Raw genomic sequence first — 16248 nt, 5'->3', positions numbered from 1 at the left:
GCCCTATTCATCTTTTATTCTTAGTCAATTCCTCGAATTCAAATAAAAGATTTGCCGCTCCTTGAATCCGGGCTATCGGCTCCACGGAACGGGGTAAACTAGGTAGGCGAATCATAGTTTGCTCTGGAAATAAAGTGCCATCAATTTCTACCTCTCGACTGTAACGATTTTGAACCACATAACGCTGATTAATACCCATATTTTTGAGAGATTCTGTTAAGCGGATGTGTTCAGATATTATTGCTACTTCCGATTGAATTACACCAATAAATTGAGTATGTTGGGGATTTTTTAACTTTTTTTGTGCTTGTACAACTTGTTGGCGTAAATGTCGTAAGCGGCCAATAAAATCAACTCTACCCAAAACATCTTGATATTTGATCCACAGTTTAAATATCCAAGATAACCAATCACCTAAAGCCGATGGCATTTCTAAAAATTGGAGAAGATGGCCAGTTGGTGCTGTATCTAAAATAATTAAATCTTGCTCCTTACTGTCTAATAAATCCATCACAGTAATTAGGGCTAGCATCTCATCAATGCCTGGTAAAGCTTGAGACATAATCTGCCGCCATGCCTCTGGAACATAAGCAACATTAACTGTTGTCTCTGTTTGCGAACCTTCACCACTAATCATATCCGCTAATTCCCAAAGATAATCTACGCGGAATTTTTCTAAAACTTGATGAGCATCAATTTCTTGTCCACTCAAATTAGATGTTAAAGATATAGGTTCATGTCCTAGATTTGTTCCAAAAGCATCACTTAAAGAATGCGCTGGGTCTATAGAAATAACCCGAATGTTTTTATCTGGATGTTGTTGGGAAGAAGCCCAAGCTATGGCAGCCCCTACTGTTGTTTTACCTACACCTCCTTTACCGCCAACAATAATTAATTGGCATCCTTCATTGAGAAAATCATGAAAGCTAGGTAAAACTTTAGCAGGCCATTGAATAAGTGGCGGTGGAGCAAGTTCAACACTTGCAATTTGTTTAATTTGGCATGCTAGAGAATCTAAAGCTACTTCGCCCAAGGGTTCTACTCTCTGCTGCGGTAAGATAAAAACAGGGTGAGCGGGACTAAGTTCTAAGTATTTTTTAAGTAAATTTTGCTGTTCAGCATAACGGTCTGGCTCTAGCTCCGAATTTAGCAAAATTCGATTGATGAATAATCCAGCGTAGGGAACTTCTAAAGTTTCTAAACTATTTAGAAACCGCTCAGTTTCTAAAAAACACATGGGTTCAGAAATACCTACCACTAAACAACCTGTAAATTTTTCATCTTGCAGTAAGCGTCTACCTTCTGCTAATTGGGTTTTCATTTCTACTAAAAAATTATCGACTTCATCAGCCGTATAACTACCTGAAAAAGTTTTGGTGATTACCCGATGTTTTTCTTGAAACAATTCTAAAGAATTTAAAATAACATCTAAAAAATCTTTTAAGCCCAATAAATTTAAGGTATGTCCAGAAGGAGCCATATCTATAACTACGCGATCTACCTTTTTTTCAGACAGCAAACGCTCAATTTCTAGCAATCCCATTAATTCATTTAAACCAGGCCAGTTTAAATCCCATACTGGTGCTAAATCGCCTCCATCAGCTAAACTGCCACGTTCCACCAGCATTTCTAAAAAATAGCTGTATTTGGCTTTAAATTCCAACAATAGTTTTTGAGCATCCAGCGCCTGAACGCTCAAGTTAGGTAAATCTGTTATTGGTAAAGCAATATCTTTAACTTCTGATTGCAATACATCACCTAAAGAATGTGCCGGATCTGTAGAAATTAACAGAATTTTTTCTTCAGGAAACTTTCGCGCCCAATAACGTGCAAAACTGCAAGAAATGGTAGTTTTACCAACTCCACCCTTGCCGCTAAACATAACTAGATGCAACGAATCATAGTAGTTCATAATGAAAAATTCCCTGAAAAAATTGTGAGTAATAATTAAATAAAGTGATAAAGAGGAAGAGGTTCTCCCAAGGTGAAATTCCAATGAGGGCATTTTTCTTGCAAGCTTAATACTTGTTCTAAAAGTAAAGCTTGATCATAGCGATCGACTAAAAGATGAAGCCGTATTTCTTCTACATGTTCTTGAACGATCGCAGATGATTGATAAGTTTCGCTAATTACATTAATTAGATGGGACTTTTCTTCATTTTGGGCAGGAAAAAAGCTTTTTTGCTGTTCATAATATTGTTTTTTAGCCAAAAAATAATCTCTGCCATTTATCCCAGACGACTTGGTAAGTTCTTCAACTTTCTGGGGAATGACTTTTAAAGTATATTCGTTTTTTCCTTGAATGTTATTTAGTTTCTCTTGATACTCCTGAGCATGGGATTCTATATGATTTAGCAATGTATCTTCAGAAAGAAAATAAGTGCCAAAACGCAAAGGTAAAACTGTGATCTGACAAGATAGCTCAGAGATAACACGGTCATGGGCTAAAACCATTTTGATGACTTGCTCATCGTTATTTTGACTTACTTCTAAAGATATTCCAGGTTCTACAACGGCTGAGATATTCTTGCCATTAATCAGAAGTAATTCACCCAGATTACCAGATGGCAAATTCACAGGGAAATCAGGTGTGTTGAAAAATGCGTAAGTGTAGAAATTCGGCGATCGCATGATTTTAACTAGATAAAAAACTTAACAATAACCCATAGTAACTTAAGCAATCATTTTGGCATAAAAATAAAAAATCTGCTAAAAGTTATTAACCTATTTACATTCTTAAAATCTTAGTTATAATACTATCAAATCTTCAGATAAATAACATGAGAAAAATACGTAATCAAGGAATAATCAGACCTAAAATTAGCACCATGCCTCGTAATCAATCTGAGGCATCCAACCAATTAGAACTTTATAAGCTAATCACAGAAAAACAAATAATTAAGCAAGAGTTAGCTTTTATCGAACAGCGAAAAGGGCTTCTTACACAACGTTTAACTACACTTCAAACCCAGATAGATACAACAGAAAATAATATTAAGAAAATACGTCATTCCGAGTCAGATATTCCTCCAGTAGCGCGTCCAAAAATATTTTTTGAGGCTACTAATTACCAAACTTTTGAGGTTGAATACTAAATTATAAGTGTTGAGCAGATTAGTCTAAAATAAGAACAAAACTTAAACAAGTAATAACCCGCTTTCGCGGGTTATTACTTGTTTAAGTTTATAGATTAATTAGCTAGAGGTAAATAAATCAAGTTTTTGATTTAAAACCTTAGTATTCATAATTTATAACCTTTTCCTCTAGTTTTTTCATCCGTTATAACTATAGGTAGTTCATGGAAACTACTTATTAGGGTGATAGAACTAGATTTTCATTGTCTTCATATTCTTTGACAAATACACTTTGCTCTTGATAAACTTCATTTTCTTCAGATACATCTATAAACTGAGATTGCACTGAATAATCATCATCATCATCATCTTCCGACTCTAGAGCCAGGCGAGACTCTTCTTCCAATTCCAAAGCTTGAATTTTCAAGAGGAGTTCTTCTTCTTGAGTATCAAATTCTTCTTCAGACAATTCGCCCATATCAAATTTTAATTGCAGACTTAATAATTGTTTATGGAGATTTTCCTGAGCATCATATTCAGTATTAGTCCGCTCTTGAATTTGTTCTCCAATCCACATAAGTCCACTAATTGGGCCCATGACTGGTAATAGTAAGATTTTCCCTAGCATAATATTGACTCCTATGAAGCAATTTGAGCAAATGTATAAGGTGCAGTAAAGTTGTTGTAGCGAATGCGTAAACGTTCACCAAATTTTTGATCGATCGCTTCGACTTGTTCGCTAAATATAGACTCTTGTTCCCAAGGAATTAAAAAGGCAGCGTTATAAATCATGTCTTCTGTCATTGGGTCATTTTCGATAATCTCATCTGCTAATGGTTTTAACTCGTCAAAAAAGACTTGAATTATAGATTCTTTGCGACTTGCTAAATTAGTTTCAATTAATTGTCCAATATGAATTACTTCCTCCATACTTAATGCTTTTCCTTCCATTTGGTCTCGCTTCTGTTTCAAGTCTTGATGAGACTCCATCAAGGCTTGTAATTCAGACTTACTATCCCAAAAAATTTTAACGCTGACCTCTCGGCGCCCGGCTAATTTTTGGAATAGCTGTTGTAATTGCTCTTTATATGGTTGAAGCAGTTGTGTAACTACTGTTTCCCAATTCTTCACAACTAATCCAAAACGTAAAGGCAGTAAGGTTCTAAATCCAGCTTGCATAGCTTGTTCTAGAACCTTTTCATGGTTGATTAAATTTCGTCGTGAAGCTAAATATTTTTCTTGTTGTGCCTCTGAATATAAAAAAGTAAATCCATCAATTACTTGACTATAAACAGGTTGAGAATCCAATCCTTTAAGAGGAACTGTTTCTGGAATTGGCTCAAGAAAAATACCGTATACGTAAAGACCAAATGTCATCATGCTAAAAAATACTCAAACTAAAGGGAATTATCAGAGCTTACGCAAGTGTTAGAGATTTATTGATGATTTTGTCAAGAGTCAATAGTCCAGCTTGATTTAACTTTTGACTGTGGACTATTGACCACGTTCATTCTTGTTCTAGAGTGCTAGTTGTGTAAGTATTATTGGTAATTACAACGGTCTTTATCCAGGAAATTTGCCACAGATGACTTCACAAAAAATGGTTTTAGTAATTCTAATTTGATTGCATCTACTTAATAATTAAGCAGGTACAGCAGCTGACTGTCTTAAGCCTACAGCTTCTGCATATTTCAAGTAGGTTTCAACAGAAGCAATAACGATCCGAGCTTCGATTGCAAGTAATTCAATACCAACTAGGGAAACACGTACCCAAGCATCTACAACGGTACTTTTATCTAAGATACGGTCAATAACTTCTGCCAAGCTTGAAGAAGAATTGGTTTTTTCGACTGCCATGATTTTAGACCCTAACTCATTGTTGATTTTTAGTATTAGCGAGGCATTTGCCTTTGCTCTCTACTGAATCAAATTAAACATACGTTTTCATAAATGTAAAGAGTTTATCTGTATAAAAAAGGCATAAACAACAACTGCCAAATAAAAAATGATAGCTTTTATGTTGAATTTAGATTGCTTTTATATAGAACTAAAATCAAAATGTAAGCTTTAATATGAAGCTCTGGTAAGGTAGCTAATGGGGGGATTGGGAGACGTTGATAACACAAGCGTTCAATTTTCTGTAATCCTAATTGTAAAAAACTTAGGTTCTTCAGTACATAATATGCTTAACTAATAGGTTAAATGCCAATTTAACAAGCATCTAACTCGGAAATTATCAAAGTTTCTAAATCCATAGCCGGAACGTTTAATTAGCTTAAGTTTGTTATTAATGCCTTCCACAACACCACTAGTTGTCCCATTATCAAAGTAAGCAATAATCTCATCAAACCAACGGATAATAGTATTGTTACTCTTGGGAAAATATTTTTTAGCTTTTGCTAACCACATCCCGAGTTTAAAAACTCCCGGATACCAGTTATCTGTCTTATTGAAAATCTTTCTAATTTTTTCTTTTAATTCATGCATTTCTTTGAGAATAGGAGATAAATTTTTCACTTGATAAAGTTTGTTTATCTGCTCTTCATTTAAGTCTGACTCATTTTTCAATAAAACGTATTTACTATTTTTTAGTCCCGACAATACTTTTTCGTACTTAGATTTTTTTGATAATGATTGCGCTTTTTTAACTAATTCTTCTAGATTCCGCTTCTCTTGTTTTCTTTGTGTATCTAGTTCTTTATTGATTTGTGTCATCACATGAAATCTATCTGCTACTACTTGAGCATTGGGCATTAATTCTGTTACTACATTTTTGTAACCTACCCACAAATCTATACTCACTTCCTCAATTCGTGCTAAAACCTCAGTTCCCCACTCTATAAGGGTTTTCTTTACTACCTCTTGTGTGCGCCCACTTAACAAAGTTATTAATTTAGATGTATCTAAATCTATTAATACTGCACAGTAATTACCCTTGCCTTTAACTAGAGCTATTTCATCAATTCCAAGCCTTTTTATAAAATCAGGTTTGTTATCAGATAATTTTTCTGAGGCATCTTTTAACATTCTTTCTATTTCTTCTGTTGTCACTATCCCTTTATTTGCTACACTATGGATATCATTTTCTACAACATCTTGTATTATCTTGTCTGCTAGCCGTTTTGTATAAGTTCTTTTCTTACTTACAAAATCTAGCTTTTCACTAAACGGTTTTTCACATTTTTCACATTTGAATTGTCTCCTATTTATTTCTAAAAATACTGGCTTTTCTCCAAAAGGTAAGTCTTTAACAACGTATCGATGATTTTGATGTAATCTATGGCTTTTTGTACCACAGCGAGGACAATTACTGTATGATTTTGTTGATTCAGTTTGTAAAATCATTCCTATCCCCTCATGAATCCGATGAGATATAACTTTCACATCTTTTAAATCAAGAAGCGCTGTTAGGATTTTAATATTTTGTTTCCTATTCATGACTGTAAATACACAAAAAAATATTTCTCTTGTAATTACAGCTAACAACAAATATGCTTTATAAGTCAATTAGGTCAAAGTTTTTTCTCAATAGCTGATACGATTATTTTTATTTATTAAGCTTTTTGGCTAACAATTTAGCATAACAAGTGCTGAAGAACCAAACTAATTAAGCTGCCCGGCTTAAATAACGGGACTTAAACAAAACAGCAAAGTAAAAAAGAGTATAATGCTATCTCAGCATAGCTTTCACGTTGAAAGAAATTCATAAAAGAAACTACCCCCGTAGCCATGCCCCCATGCTTTGAAAGATGGTGTCAACGATTTGATGATGTATTTACTCATGGGCCAACAAACCTTTAAACACTTTTGTTGATGCTTTAGAAGCTTTTAGAAGGGCTATAGCAATCCTAAATCATTTATGAGAATATACGGGGATATATAACGTGATTTCTAAAACTTAGTTTTCATCTATATATTATGGAATATATATAATTCTAGCCTCCAAATCAAGTCATTAATGAGTGTTTAAAACTACGTTTATAGGTTAAGTGTTTTCTCACGTATGATTCCGGATTGCTATAACCCTCTTCTGTCACTCTCCGAGATAAGCAAGTAGTAACAAAGTGAAATTATCCAGAAGCATAACAGGTTTTAAATTGATTCATTGCACTAATTAATTGATTGAATCCCAGCAATAATTTAGAATTTGGGAAAATATGTATCCAGGGATAAATTAACCAAAATAGTAAGAGTGGTTGGGCAATGAGACGCAGATTATTTAGAGTATTTTTCCATCCGCATTCATGGTTCCATTGTTGATGATTAGAAAAATCAACATCACTATTTTTTTGAACCTCAGCTTCAATTTGACGAGATTTATTTAAGCTTAAGAAGGCTGGAGAATTTAAACTAATCATTGTGTACACACAAAAAATAATTTCCCACCACCTTTCTATATGTTGAAAATTTGTGAACCGATAATCTGTCCAGCCGAGTTCCTGTTTACACTGTCGAAATCCATATTCTACCCAGGTTCTTAATCCATATAAATCGCCTAAAGTTTTTTTGAGTTTTCCTTGAAGATTTGTCATCACAAATGTTGTAGAATTTTCTGGCATGGTTTCTGGGTCAGTAGTTATTTCCCAGTAAGTTATGGCTCTTTTTTTACCATAAATTATTTCCCTAATGTATCGGGTTTCTGATTTTTGATTGCTAAATGTTCTTTCAAATTTACACCACTTATTAGCCCTAACGCTTTGTCCTGCTGGCAACCAGACTCCATGATTACTTCTTATTGCTACGACATAATCTAATTTATATTCAGCTACTTTTCTAATAAATTGGCTACTTTCACCATATAAACTATCTGCCAGTACCAGTTTAATGTTAAAACCTGATTCAATTAATTCTGTAATGATGTCTGACGCTAACTCTATTTTAGTTTTATATTTATCCTCCTCTTTTAACGTTCCTTTGGGTTTGAATACTTTTACAGTTAATGGAAACGTTATATTAGAATAAACTCCATAGGCATTGACTGAAACTATTCCATTATCGACTTTTCCTACACTTCCTAGATATTGCCTGGCTACATAATCAGTCTTTTTACCTTTTTTTCTATCTCCGGTTTCATCTATTACTACTGTAATCGCATTTCCATTTAGTGCTTTTTTAAGTTTATTTAATCTTAGTTGTTTTAATTTATCTACTGACCAGTCTGAATTGGCTAAAAAATGATGTAATGACTGTGCGGAGTTTATACTTACGACTTTCGCTATCTCTGGTAATGATTTTCTTTTAATTTGTGACATTATTCCCAGATGTAAATATTTGAAGCATTCATAATTTCTTACTTCTTTAAACAGGTCTTTATACTCTGCACAATATTCATCTATGGTCGCAACTGTTGGGTGAGCATCTCTTGCCAAATGTTTCAAAATTTGTAATTCTACATCCATTGCCCTACTTACCTTTCAGGGTTTTCTTTTTTTATTCTTTTATTTAGAATAACCGGAAAGTGACAGAAGAGGGATATGTCTTATCGATTTTTTGATTGGTTGACCCTCAACCGTGATGTCTTTGCTGCTGACAAAGCTAGTTTGGGCTTTATTTGGGCTTAATTTTTGTTTAAGTCCCGTTATCCAGGTTAACGTGAGTTCGACGGTTAGAAAAAGCCAAAAAAGCTTGCCATATATAGATTTGCACAATTGGGTATTGTTCAGGCGATCGCTACGATTGATTGAGAATCTGTGAAAAAGTGACAAAAAAATGCCGAGACTAAAAATATCTAAGAAAAATCAAGGTCTCGGCTATGTCTACCATTGTATCTCGGCTCGATATCACTCAAATATTCTGGGATGTAGATGATTTCTGTAACCAATGGGAAAATCTATGGCAGCAAATACCACAATTACCGTCTACTTCTGGAGAGCGTCGCAGTAAATCGAGGATGTGTTTATCAGAGGTAATGACAATAGTCATTGCGTTTCATGGCAGTGGATATAAGACTTTCAAGGAATTCTACACTCTGCATGTGCTTCAAAGTTGGCATCAAGCATTTCCGAATTTGGTCAGCTACACTCGGTTTGTGGAATTGATGCCTTGGTGCTTAATGTTATTATGTTGCTTTTTACATACACGTACAGGAGAAATTACAGGGATTAGCTTTATTGATTCCACTCCGATTAATGTTTGTCATAACTGTCGAGCCCATTCTCATAAGGTATTTAAAGGCTTAGTAGAATGGGGTAAAAATTCTGTAGGTTGGCACTTTGGATTTAAACTTCATTTGATTATTAATGATTGCGGAGAATTACTTGCATTTTCATTAACTCCGGCGAATGTAGATGACCGAAAACCAGTTCCAGAAATGACTCGTGACTTAATTGGTAAACTTTTTGGTGACAGAGGATACATCTCTCAAAAATTATTTGAGGAGTTATATGAGCGCGGATTGCAGTTAGTCACAAAATCTAAGAAGAAAATGAAAAACCGTTTGGTAAAACTGATTGATAAGATTCTGTTACGCAAACGCGCTGTGATTGAGTCCGTCAATGACCATCTAAAAAATATATGTCAAATCGAACATTCTCGCCATCGTAGTCCATTTAACTTTTTGGTTAATTTAATGGCTGGTTTAGCTGCTTATACTTATTTGCCTAAAAAACCTTCTATTGACATTTACCCAAAAGGCTTACTTGCTCTACCTCCTGCCCTTTTTTAGCTCTGTCGAACTCACGTTAAAGGAGTATACTAACGCACTGCTAGCGATCGCTACTAACTCAATACGCTTGGGTTAAGGTCTACTGACAACATTGGGTTTTCGAGACGCGATAAATCGCCCTCTCTACAAATATTTTGTTGCTCATTCTGAACTGTATTGGCTACTAATTCACTTACCTAAATCGACAAGATTGATTTACAGTCGGAGTCTCTTCAAATTGCACCATTATTAGAACAGCTGGCGCATCGCCTACTGTTCCAGATAAGTGACCTTTATGACCTTGTGCGTCTGCTTTCGTACCCTGATCTTCTCCAAAGGAAATTTCGCCAACACCCATCTCGACTCGCTGTCCGTCCATAGTCTCCACAAACCAGCGTCCCGATAAAGGTATGATCCACTGGGGTTTCGGGTTCTCATGCCAGTTACCAACCCATCCCACGGGTAGCACAGTAAAAGTGATTGTAGCACCGGACTGCTTCAAATTAGAAAGCCACTGTGGTGAGGTATCCGGGGCTATGCCTTTTTCCATGAAGTCTTCAATTTGACAACGGGATTGGTGACTTATACCGTCGTTGTCAGTCCAGACGTGCCAGTATTCAATTGTTGGTTTGGGTGATGAGTTATTCTGCATAATAATGGCTCTTTTTGATCCGAAATGTATTGAAAAGCGAATTAAAAATTACGAATTACGAAATTCTAACCGTATAATTATGTCCTTCCCATTTGCTGCTTTCCATCCAGAAAAAGGTAAAGTTGATTGGCTGTTCCTGACGATCAGAAATAGAAAAATCTACAAAATGAATTCCTAATTTTGTAGAAGTAGCAGGTGTATCTTTGACGGTTTGCCAATTATCATCTGACCAGTGCAACTTAAAAGATGCTAAAGCGTGAATTCGCAATGTATAACCTTTTTTAACTCTGTCTATTTGACGGTTAAACTTCCACATTTCCAATGATTTACACTCTTTTCTTTCACCTAGATAGCGATTCGCCACCTGTGGAATCAAATCAAATACCTGACCATCATGATTTGACCGCAACATCTTGATATACTCTGCGTGCGCCCACATCAAAGGCATTGCAGAACCTGTTGGTTTTCCTAAATACAGATGGGTTTCAGGTATATCTGCTTCATCCCAAACCTGTTCGGGTAGTAAACAAGTATCTGAAGCAAATCCTTCCATCGCTTTGATATATGTTTTGACATCGCCGCCAATAGCTAATTCATAATGTCCTCGTTCTCCTGTTAAGAGAGGCCAAGCGCGTCCCTTTCCATAACCAGTATAAGGACTACTGTCTTCTTGCTGACCGTAACCGTCATGGTTGTAACGATGCCAACAAGGTCCAGCAGGTGTATCAACTTTTAAAACTGCATCAATTACTTTGACAGAATCAATAATAATCGGGTCATCAGGTTTGCGAATTCCATAGCGTACTAATTGTAAAAACCCACCATCAACAATTTCCTTTGCGGGAAATTCTGACGGTTCACCAGGAGGTTGACTGCTAATAAAAAGAGTTCCTTGGTTAGGATTTTCGTTGGGGTGAGGATTATTTATATCTGTAGGAGTAATCCGAATATAATGGCGTTTGATGCCAGAAACTAAAGTTCCTTCAGTAGTTACTGTCCAAGCTTCGATATGAGATTCTAAAAAATCAGCGTATTCTTCTATAAACTTTGCTGTTGCTTCATCGCCACGTTCACGAATAAATTGAGCAGCACAAATTAAGGCGGCAATATTAGATGCTAATGTTGATGGTGAATAACCGCTATTTTCTTCCCAGCGTTCTTGTTGGGTAGCTGGGCCGTGACGAATTAAATAACCAGCCGCCCGCAAAATCATTGGATAAATATCAAAATTTAAACAAGTTTTCTCTTGGTGCAATAGCCATGCTAACAAAATGGGAAATGCCACCTCGTCAAGCTGGATACCTGTCCAATAAGGTTTACCATCAACCCAGAAATTTTGGGGAAAACCGCCATCTTCTTGCTGACTAGTGGCGAGATAAATTAGCGATCGCACTGCTGTTTCTGTTTCCCCAGCAGCCACTAAACCTGATACACTGCTAACCATATCCCGCGTCCAGACAAGGTGATATCCTCCTTGATCTTGGTCGTCTTTGGCTTCACCCCAAGGGATAGCCAGAGATGCAATTAATGCCCCAGGATAGCTTTTATCTTCATGCGCCAACAACAGACTAACGCTGTTGTGATATAACTTACCCTCATCATAAGAACTATTTTCTAATGGTTTGAGATCCTGGCGCGATCGCTTCCACTGTTCATTATATTGCTGCTTCTGCTTTTCAAAAGGAATATTGAGTGACTGAAACAGTGTAGAAATTGCGTTGTGCAGATTTGTCCCAAATGCCAGTCCTAAAGTAAACTCTTTAGTGCTATCTAAATTTAGTTCTCCAGTTAATGCTATGTTGCCATCTACAGCACTATCAAACTCCCAATCCATCTGAAAATTATCAGCTAAATCTGTCCAACCGTCACTTTCACCAACGTAGCCAGAAGAAATCCGGGTAAAGGGAATTGTTGCACCCAGCGCTAACCATGTTCCTCCTTTCTCGGCTGTGATAATCCGATGTCCAGCAACTTGTACAGCGTAACCATTATTACCTCTACCTCCAACTTCTAGATGTGGCGCACACAAAGCATATAGGTGGAGTTGGGAAATAAAATCGCTATTTCCTGTTAATTTTGTGCGTTGTAAAATACAGGATAAATGCGGGTCAGCAATTACTTCTTTGATGACAGCATAACGCCCTTGTGGATCGGAATTAGTAATGCGGTATCCTAAACCATGAGTCCACATCGGTTCAACTTTTGATTTAAGATGGCGTTTCTCTTCGTGAAAAAAGCTTTTTCCATCAGAAATTAGATACTGTAAATCCCGAACTTGGGGTTTATCTACTGTGGGATGGTAGACTTCAGTGACAACACCATTCCAAATAGTAAACCAAATGTTACTAGAGGTAGAGTAAGCTGTTCCGACTCCATCTTTATTGGCATGAGTCCATCGAGGTTCGATACCTGGTGAGCCAAAAGCCTGTCCTTGACCAAGAATTTTTACCATAATTTTTTGTCTAGTTCAGTGCTGTAGTTGATATTTATTTGATTAAAAAATTATTGAGAACTTTGAGAATATTTGCGAGACGCAGTTAAGGATTTAGCTTCAATAAAAATTTGTTTTATTTCAGGATGTTTTTGGCTAATTTTTGCTTCTAAACTTTCTACAGTTAATGCTATTTCTTCACCTGTAAGATTGTGAGAAAATTGAAGTTCTAAGTTGAGTAATACTTCTTTGGGAGCAAGTTGCATTGTAAGCACCCGGATAACTTCTTTCACTCCTGGTTCTGTTTTTGATAAAGAACGGATGTTAGCGATAGTTTGAGGATCAGCACTCTCACCAACTAATAATCCTTTACTTTCTCTTGCTAGCACCACTGCTACAACAGCTAAGATAATGCCAATAATAATTGAGGCGATACCGTCACAATAAACATTATTAAATAAATGTCCTAAGAATATTCCTATTAAGGCAACGAATAAACCTAAAATTGCAGCAGTATCCTCAAATAATATTGTAATTACTGTGGGATCTTTACTATTTTTGATAGCTTGCCAAAAATTTTGTTTGCCCTTCATCGGCAAAAATTCTTTTAAAGCTACAGTCCAAGAATAACCTTCTAATAATATTGCCACACCTAACACAATATAATTCCACATTGGGTCTTCTAAAGGACTAGGACTAATTAAATGAGTAATTCCCTCATAAATTGACATTCCACCACCAATAGCAAAGATGAGAATGGCAACAATAAAAGTCCAGAAATAAAGTTCTTGACCATAGCCAAAAGGATGGCTATCGTTTGCTGGTTTTTGGCTTCTGCTAATTCCTAGCAAAAGTACTAGTTGGTCGCCAGTATCCACAACTGAATGAATACCTTCAGATATCATAGCCGAACTGCCAGTAATAGAGGCAGCGATAAATTTAGTAATAGCGATCGCTAAGTTAGCCCCCATCGCCGCAAAGATTGTTTTTTTAGATGAATCAGTTGCCATAAGAGTAAATAATAATTATGTAGAAATTTCTAATTCACCATTTAGATGGGTAACTTCCCATTGAGTGCAATTATTAACCCGAATTTCTCACTCATAGGGTGGAAGGTGCTGCGTTGCATAAAGCGATCGCTTCACCAATCCTAGAAATACCACCTGTCACAAGTGCTTTTTAACCTTTAATGCAGATAATACCAATTTAATGTGAAGTTGCACATATCTTGATCCCCCTAAATCCCCCTTTTTAAGGGGGACTTTAATAGAGGTTTTTCTGGTTCCCCCCTTCTTAAGGGGGGCTAGGGGGGATCGAATTATATGCAGCTTCATAAAAAATTGGTATGAGGGCAATAACTCATAATACTTTTTCAGAATTTTTACTATGTATTTTCATTTGCAAAGTTTGACGATAGCTGATATTGAAAACTTATGATTGAATCCAAATTAAAGCAAGCTGTCCTACGTTGAAATTTTTATACCAATTATACATTTTGCTTATGTGTTTAATTTTTGACAACTATTTTTGTGATTCTGGCATTACTTTAGAGGTTTGCAAGAATTAACGCTTCTAGCCATTGGAATAATAAATATATCTACCAAAAGAACTATAAAAATTTCATCGCGATTTCATTATTGGATGAAATTTTTAAAGGATGAAGTCAGTTGCATGTCTTTCTTAAGCAGGAAATAGATTTTATAATAATTTCAATTTTTTGACATAGATTTATTTCTACAATAGTTTGATTAATGACAAGTAATACCCTTTTTTTGTAAAGCTGCATATATTTAAGCCCCCTGTAGTCCCCCCGATGCCTTGGGGGGGACTACAGGGGGGTCTTTTTATGTGCATCTTCAAACAGAATTGGTATAAGGATTTACTCAAGTTATTTATTAATCTTGTAGAGATGCGTATTTTCAGGTGTGTATCATTATTGATGATAAAATTTAATGAATTTCTTTTGCCATCTACCTTTCTGAATAAAATTGGAAATTGGAGATATGTAGCTAATAATAAATCATAATTTATTTTTGGATAAGTCATCCCTAAGATAGTAGCTTTTGCTCTATCTTTTAGATATTGATTGTTAGGAATTCTAAATCTTGTCAGCATCTGCAAAATTAAAAATCTCCCAAAAGTCAATACTAAATCCTATTTTTACAAAATATCTAAGTAATCACAGCACCTGATACCCCAAGGAAAAAGCGATGTCTGCCTTACCTCTCAATAGCCAGAATCTACCATACCCCGATCCTTTGCACCCTATTATTGTCCACTTCGTAATCGCAATGGTGCTTTTTTCTTTCGTGTGCGATATTTTAGGCTATTTCACCCGCAACGTGCGTTTATTCGAGGTGAGTTTCTGGAATATGTTTGTTGCTGCGATCGCAATTTTCTTAGCGGTGATCTTTGGTCAATTTGAAGCCGGACTAGCACAAGCCCAGAAAGCAGCCCAGTCAACACTGAATTATCATACCGTCTTGGGTTGGTCACTGGCGGCGATTGTTGCGGCGATCGCAGCTTGGCGTTTTGTGATTCGCAACCGTAGCCCCCGAAAAGTACCACCTGCTTACTTGGGGGCTGCAACATTTTTAGTCTGCCTAGTGTTTTTGCAAGTGTATTTAGGGAGTAAACTGTTTTGGGTGTATGGGTTGCACGTTGAGCCTGTAGTTCAAGCCATGAAACAGGGAGTTTCACCATGAATTCGCAACTGATCGAACAGTTGAGATTACGGTTGGGCGCTAACGGATTACCATATGAGATTCCTATACATCCGCAGTTAGTACATCTAACCCTCGGTTTATTTATCATTGCCATTCTTTTTGATATAGCAGGAGTGTTGTTTTCTTTAGAAAAACCAATTTTCAAATTTTTGGGATTGGCCGCCATCCGTTCCAGCTTTTTTGATGTCGGCTGGTACAACCTCATAGCAGCAGCAGGTATCACATTTTTCACGGTTGCGGCTGGTTTTTTTGAGCTACTGTTAGCAAATCCACCAGTCGATCAAAAAAGTGCTTGGGGCTTGAGTGCTGGTTGGACGATGCTTTTACATGGTTTGGGTGGCGTTTTGCTGTTGGGGATCATTGTCGCTATGACTGTATGGAGAGGTTTGCAACGCTATCGCTGGCGTAAGGATGTTTCCAGACAGGTGCAGTGGAATTACTTGTTAGCAGGGATTGTAATACTAGGCATATTATTCGTTCACGGAACATTGGGGGCGCAATTGGGAGAGGAATTTGGGGTTCATGTTACTGCTGCTAAGTTAGGTAGGCATAATTAAACATAAAATCAAATCCTAGTTCGTAGTAAGCGATTCATCGCTCAAAACAAGGATTATCATCAGGACTAAAGTCCCGACTACAAACTTTAATTTATTTGCGCTTAGCTACTTAATACCATTGGCAAAAATGTTTACAACAAATAATTAAACGAGAATTTATTGAAT

14 protein-coding genes are annotated in these 16248 nt (G+C 36.3%); 4 read left to right on the top strand and 10 right to left on the bottom strand.

The annotated features are described in order from the left end of the window. Positions 1-7: 7 nt before the first annotated feature. Together ACFG4S_RS15200 and ACFG4S_RS15195 are read right to left on the bottom strand one after the other, a co-directional pair. On the bottom strand, positions 8-1912 hold the full coding sequence (locus tag ACFG4S_RS15200) for an ArsA family ATPase (RefSeq protein WP_392535577.1): 1905 nt from the start codon (positions 1910-1912) through the stop codon (positions 8-10). 35 nt (positions 1913-1947) lie between these two features. Then, the gene (locus ACFG4S_RS15195; RefSeq protein WP_392535576.1) at positions 1948-2631 is read right to left on the bottom strand and encodes a GvpL/GvpF family gas vesicle protein; all 684 of its coding nucleotides are present in this window, start codon (positions 2629-2631) and stop codon (positions 1948-1950) included. A gap of 197 nt (positions 2632-2828) precedes the next feature. Here ACFG4S_RS15195 and ACFG4S_RS15190 point away from each other — a divergent pair, with 197 nt between their 5' ends. Next, positions 2829-3095 (top strand): gas vesicle protein, encoded by a 267-nt coding sequence (locus ACFG4S_RS15190; protein ID WP_392535575.1) that lies wholly within the window; start codon positions 2829-2831, stop codon positions 3093-3095. Between the two features lie 217 nt (positions 3096-3312). Here the strand turns inward: ACFG4S_RS15190 and ACFG4S_RS15185 are convergent, their stop codons facing one another. The 5 genes from ACFG4S_RS15185 to ACFG4S_RS15165 all read right to left on the bottom strand — a co-directional run bounded on the left by ACFG4S_RS15185 (position 3313) and on the right by ACFG4S_RS15165 (position 8473). After that, positions 3313-3702, bottom strand: coding sequence for a gas vesicle protein GvpG (locus ACFG4S_RS15185; protein ID WP_392535574.1), 390 nt, complete (start codon positions 3700-3702; stop codon positions 3313-3315). Positions 3703-3713: 11 nt separating this feature from the next. Continuing rightward, entirely contained in the window at positions 3714-4451 is a 738-nt protein-coding gene (locus tag ACFG4S_RS15180; protein WP_392535982.1) for a GvpL/GvpF family gas vesicle protein, read from the bottom strand. Positions 4452-4715: 264 nt separating this feature from the next. Further along, positions 4716-4931, bottom strand: a complete 216-nt coding sequence (gene gvpA, locus ACFG4S_RS15175; protein WP_392535573.1) for a gas vesicle structural protein GvpA — start codon at positions 4929-4931, stop codon at positions 4716-4718. 333 nt (positions 4932-5264) lie between these two features. Continuing rightward, positions 5265-6512 carry an ISL3 family transposase gene (locus ACFG4S_RS15170; protein ID WP_392535572.1) on the bottom strand — a complete coding sequence of 416 codons (1248 nt, stop codon included), beginning with the start codon at positions 6510-6512 and terminating at the stop codon, positions 5265-5267. A gap of 632 nt (positions 6513-7144) precedes the next feature. After that, positions 7145-8473 (bottom strand): IS701 family transposase, encoded by a 1329-nt coding sequence (locus ACFG4S_RS15165; RefSeq protein WP_392530294.1) that lies wholly within the window; start codon positions 8471-8473, stop codon positions 7145-7147. A gap of 353 nt (positions 8474-8826) precedes the next feature. On the opposite strand from ACFG4S_RS15165, the gene ACFG4S_RS15160 reads away from it, so the two are divergent. Beyond that, positions 8827-9738, top strand: a complete 912-nt coding sequence (locus ACFG4S_RS15160) for an IS982 family transposase (RefSeq protein ID WP_392530720.1) — start codon at positions 8827-8829, stop codon at positions 9736-9738. 172 nt (positions 9739-9910) lie between these two features. Here the strand turns inward: ACFG4S_RS15160 and ACFG4S_RS15155 are convergent, their stop codons facing one another. From ACFG4S_RS15155 to ACFG4S_RS15145, 3 genes are read right to left on the bottom strand one after another with little or no spacing between them, the layout of a single operon-like run. Further along, positions 9911-10369: a cupin domain-containing protein gene (locus tag ACFG4S_RS15155; protein ID WP_392535571.1), complete on the bottom strand. Its 459-nt coding sequence runs from the start codon at positions 10367-10369 to the stop codon at positions 9911-9913. 55 nt (positions 10370-10424) lie between these two features. Further along, entirely contained in the window at positions 10425-12821 is a 2397-nt protein-coding gene (locus tag ACFG4S_RS15150) for a glycoside hydrolase family 15 protein (protein WP_392535570.1), read from the bottom strand. A gap of 50 nt (positions 12822-12871) precedes the next feature. Continuing rightward, positions 12872-13810: a cation diffusion facilitator family transporter gene (locus ACFG4S_RS15145; RefSeq protein ID WP_392535569.1), complete on the bottom strand. Its 939-nt coding sequence runs from the start codon at positions 13808-13810 to the stop codon at positions 12872-12874. Between the two features lie 1200 nt (positions 13811-15010). On the opposite strand from ACFG4S_RS15145, the gene ACFG4S_RS15140 reads away from it, so the two are divergent. Both ACFG4S_RS15140 and ACFG4S_RS15135 read left to right on the top strand, forming a co-directional pair. Next, positions 15011-15505: a DUF2231 domain-containing protein gene (locus ACFG4S_RS15140; RefSeq protein WP_392535568.1), complete on the top strand. Its 495-nt coding sequence runs from the start codon at positions 15011-15013 to the stop codon at positions 15503-15505. Beyond that, positions 15502-16083, top strand: coding sequence for a DUF2231 domain-containing protein (locus ACFG4S_RS15135; protein ID WP_392535567.1), 582 nt, complete (start codon positions 15502-15504; stop codon positions 16081-16083). Before ACFG4S_RS15140 ends, ACFG4S_RS15135 begins: the two co-directional genes overlap by 4 nt. Positions 16084-16248: the final 165 nt, after the last annotated feature.

Origin of the sequence: Nostoc sp. C117, assembly GCF_043099735.1 — a bacterium.
Classification (GTDB): domain Bacteria; phylum Cyanobacteriota; class Cyanobacteriia; order Cyanobacteriales; family Nostocaceae; genus Nostoc.
This window is presented reverse-complemented; position numbering and strand designations above follow the sequence as displayed.

Excerpts from the sequence above, each read along its gene's own strand:
- ACFG4S_RS15135 (WP_392535567.1), top strand. The coding sequence starts at position 15,502 with ATGAATTCGCAACTGATCGAACAGTTGAGATTACGGTTGGGCGCTAAC.
- ACFG4S_RS15140 (WP_392535568.1), top strand. The coding sequence starts at position 15,011 with ATGTCTGCCTTACCTCTCAATAGCCAGAATCTACCATACCCCGATCCT.
- ACFG4S_RS15170 (WP_392535572.1), bottom strand. The coding sequence starts at position 6,512 with ATGAATAGGAAACAAAATATTAAAATCCTAACAGCGCTTCTTGATTTA.
- ACFG4S_RS15190 (WP_392535575.1), top strand. The coding sequence starts at position 2,829 with ATGCCTCGTAATCAATCTGAGGCATCCAACCAATTAGAACTTTATAAG.
- ACFG4S_RS15185 (WP_392535574.1), bottom strand. The coding sequence starts at position 3,702 with ATGCTAGGGAAAATCTTACTATTACCAGTCATGGGCCCAATTAGTGGA.
- ACFG4S_RS15180 (WP_392535982.1), bottom strand. The coding sequence starts at position 4,451 with ATGACATTTGGTCTTTACGTATACGGTATTTTTCTTGAGCCAATTCCA.
- ACFG4S_RS15160 (WP_392530720.1), top strand. The coding sequence starts at position 8,827 with ATGTCTACCATTGTATCTCGGCTCGATATCACTCAAATATTCTGGGAT.
- gvpA (WP_392535573.1), bottom strand. The coding sequence starts at position 4,931 with ATGGCAGTCGAAAAAACCAATTCTTCTTCAAGCTTGGCAGAAGTTATT.
- ACFG4S_RS15195 (WP_392535576.1), bottom strand. The coding sequence starts at position 2,631 with ATGCGATCGCCGAATTTCTACACTTACGCATTTTTCAACACACCTGAT.
- ACFG4S_RS15145 (WP_392535569.1), bottom strand. The coding sequence starts at position 13,810 with ATGGCAACTGATTCATCTAAAAAAACAATCTTTGCGGCGATGGGGGCT.
- ACFG4S_RS15155 (WP_392535571.1), bottom strand. The coding sequence starts at position 10,369 with ATGCAGAATAACTCATCACCCAAACCAACAATTGAATACTGGCACGTC.
- ACFG4S_RS15165 (WP_392530294.1), bottom strand. The coding sequence starts at position 8,473 with ATGGATGTAGAATTACAAATTTTGAAACATTTGGCAAGAGATGCTCAC.
- ACFG4S_RS15200 (WP_392535577.1), bottom strand. The coding sequence starts at position 1,912 with ATGAACTACTATGATTCGTTGCATCTAGTTATGTTTAGCGGCAAGGGT.
- ACFG4S_RS15150 (WP_392535570.1), bottom strand. The coding sequence starts at position 12,821 with ATGGTAAAAATTCTTGGTCAAGGACAGGCTTTTGGCTCACCAGGTATC.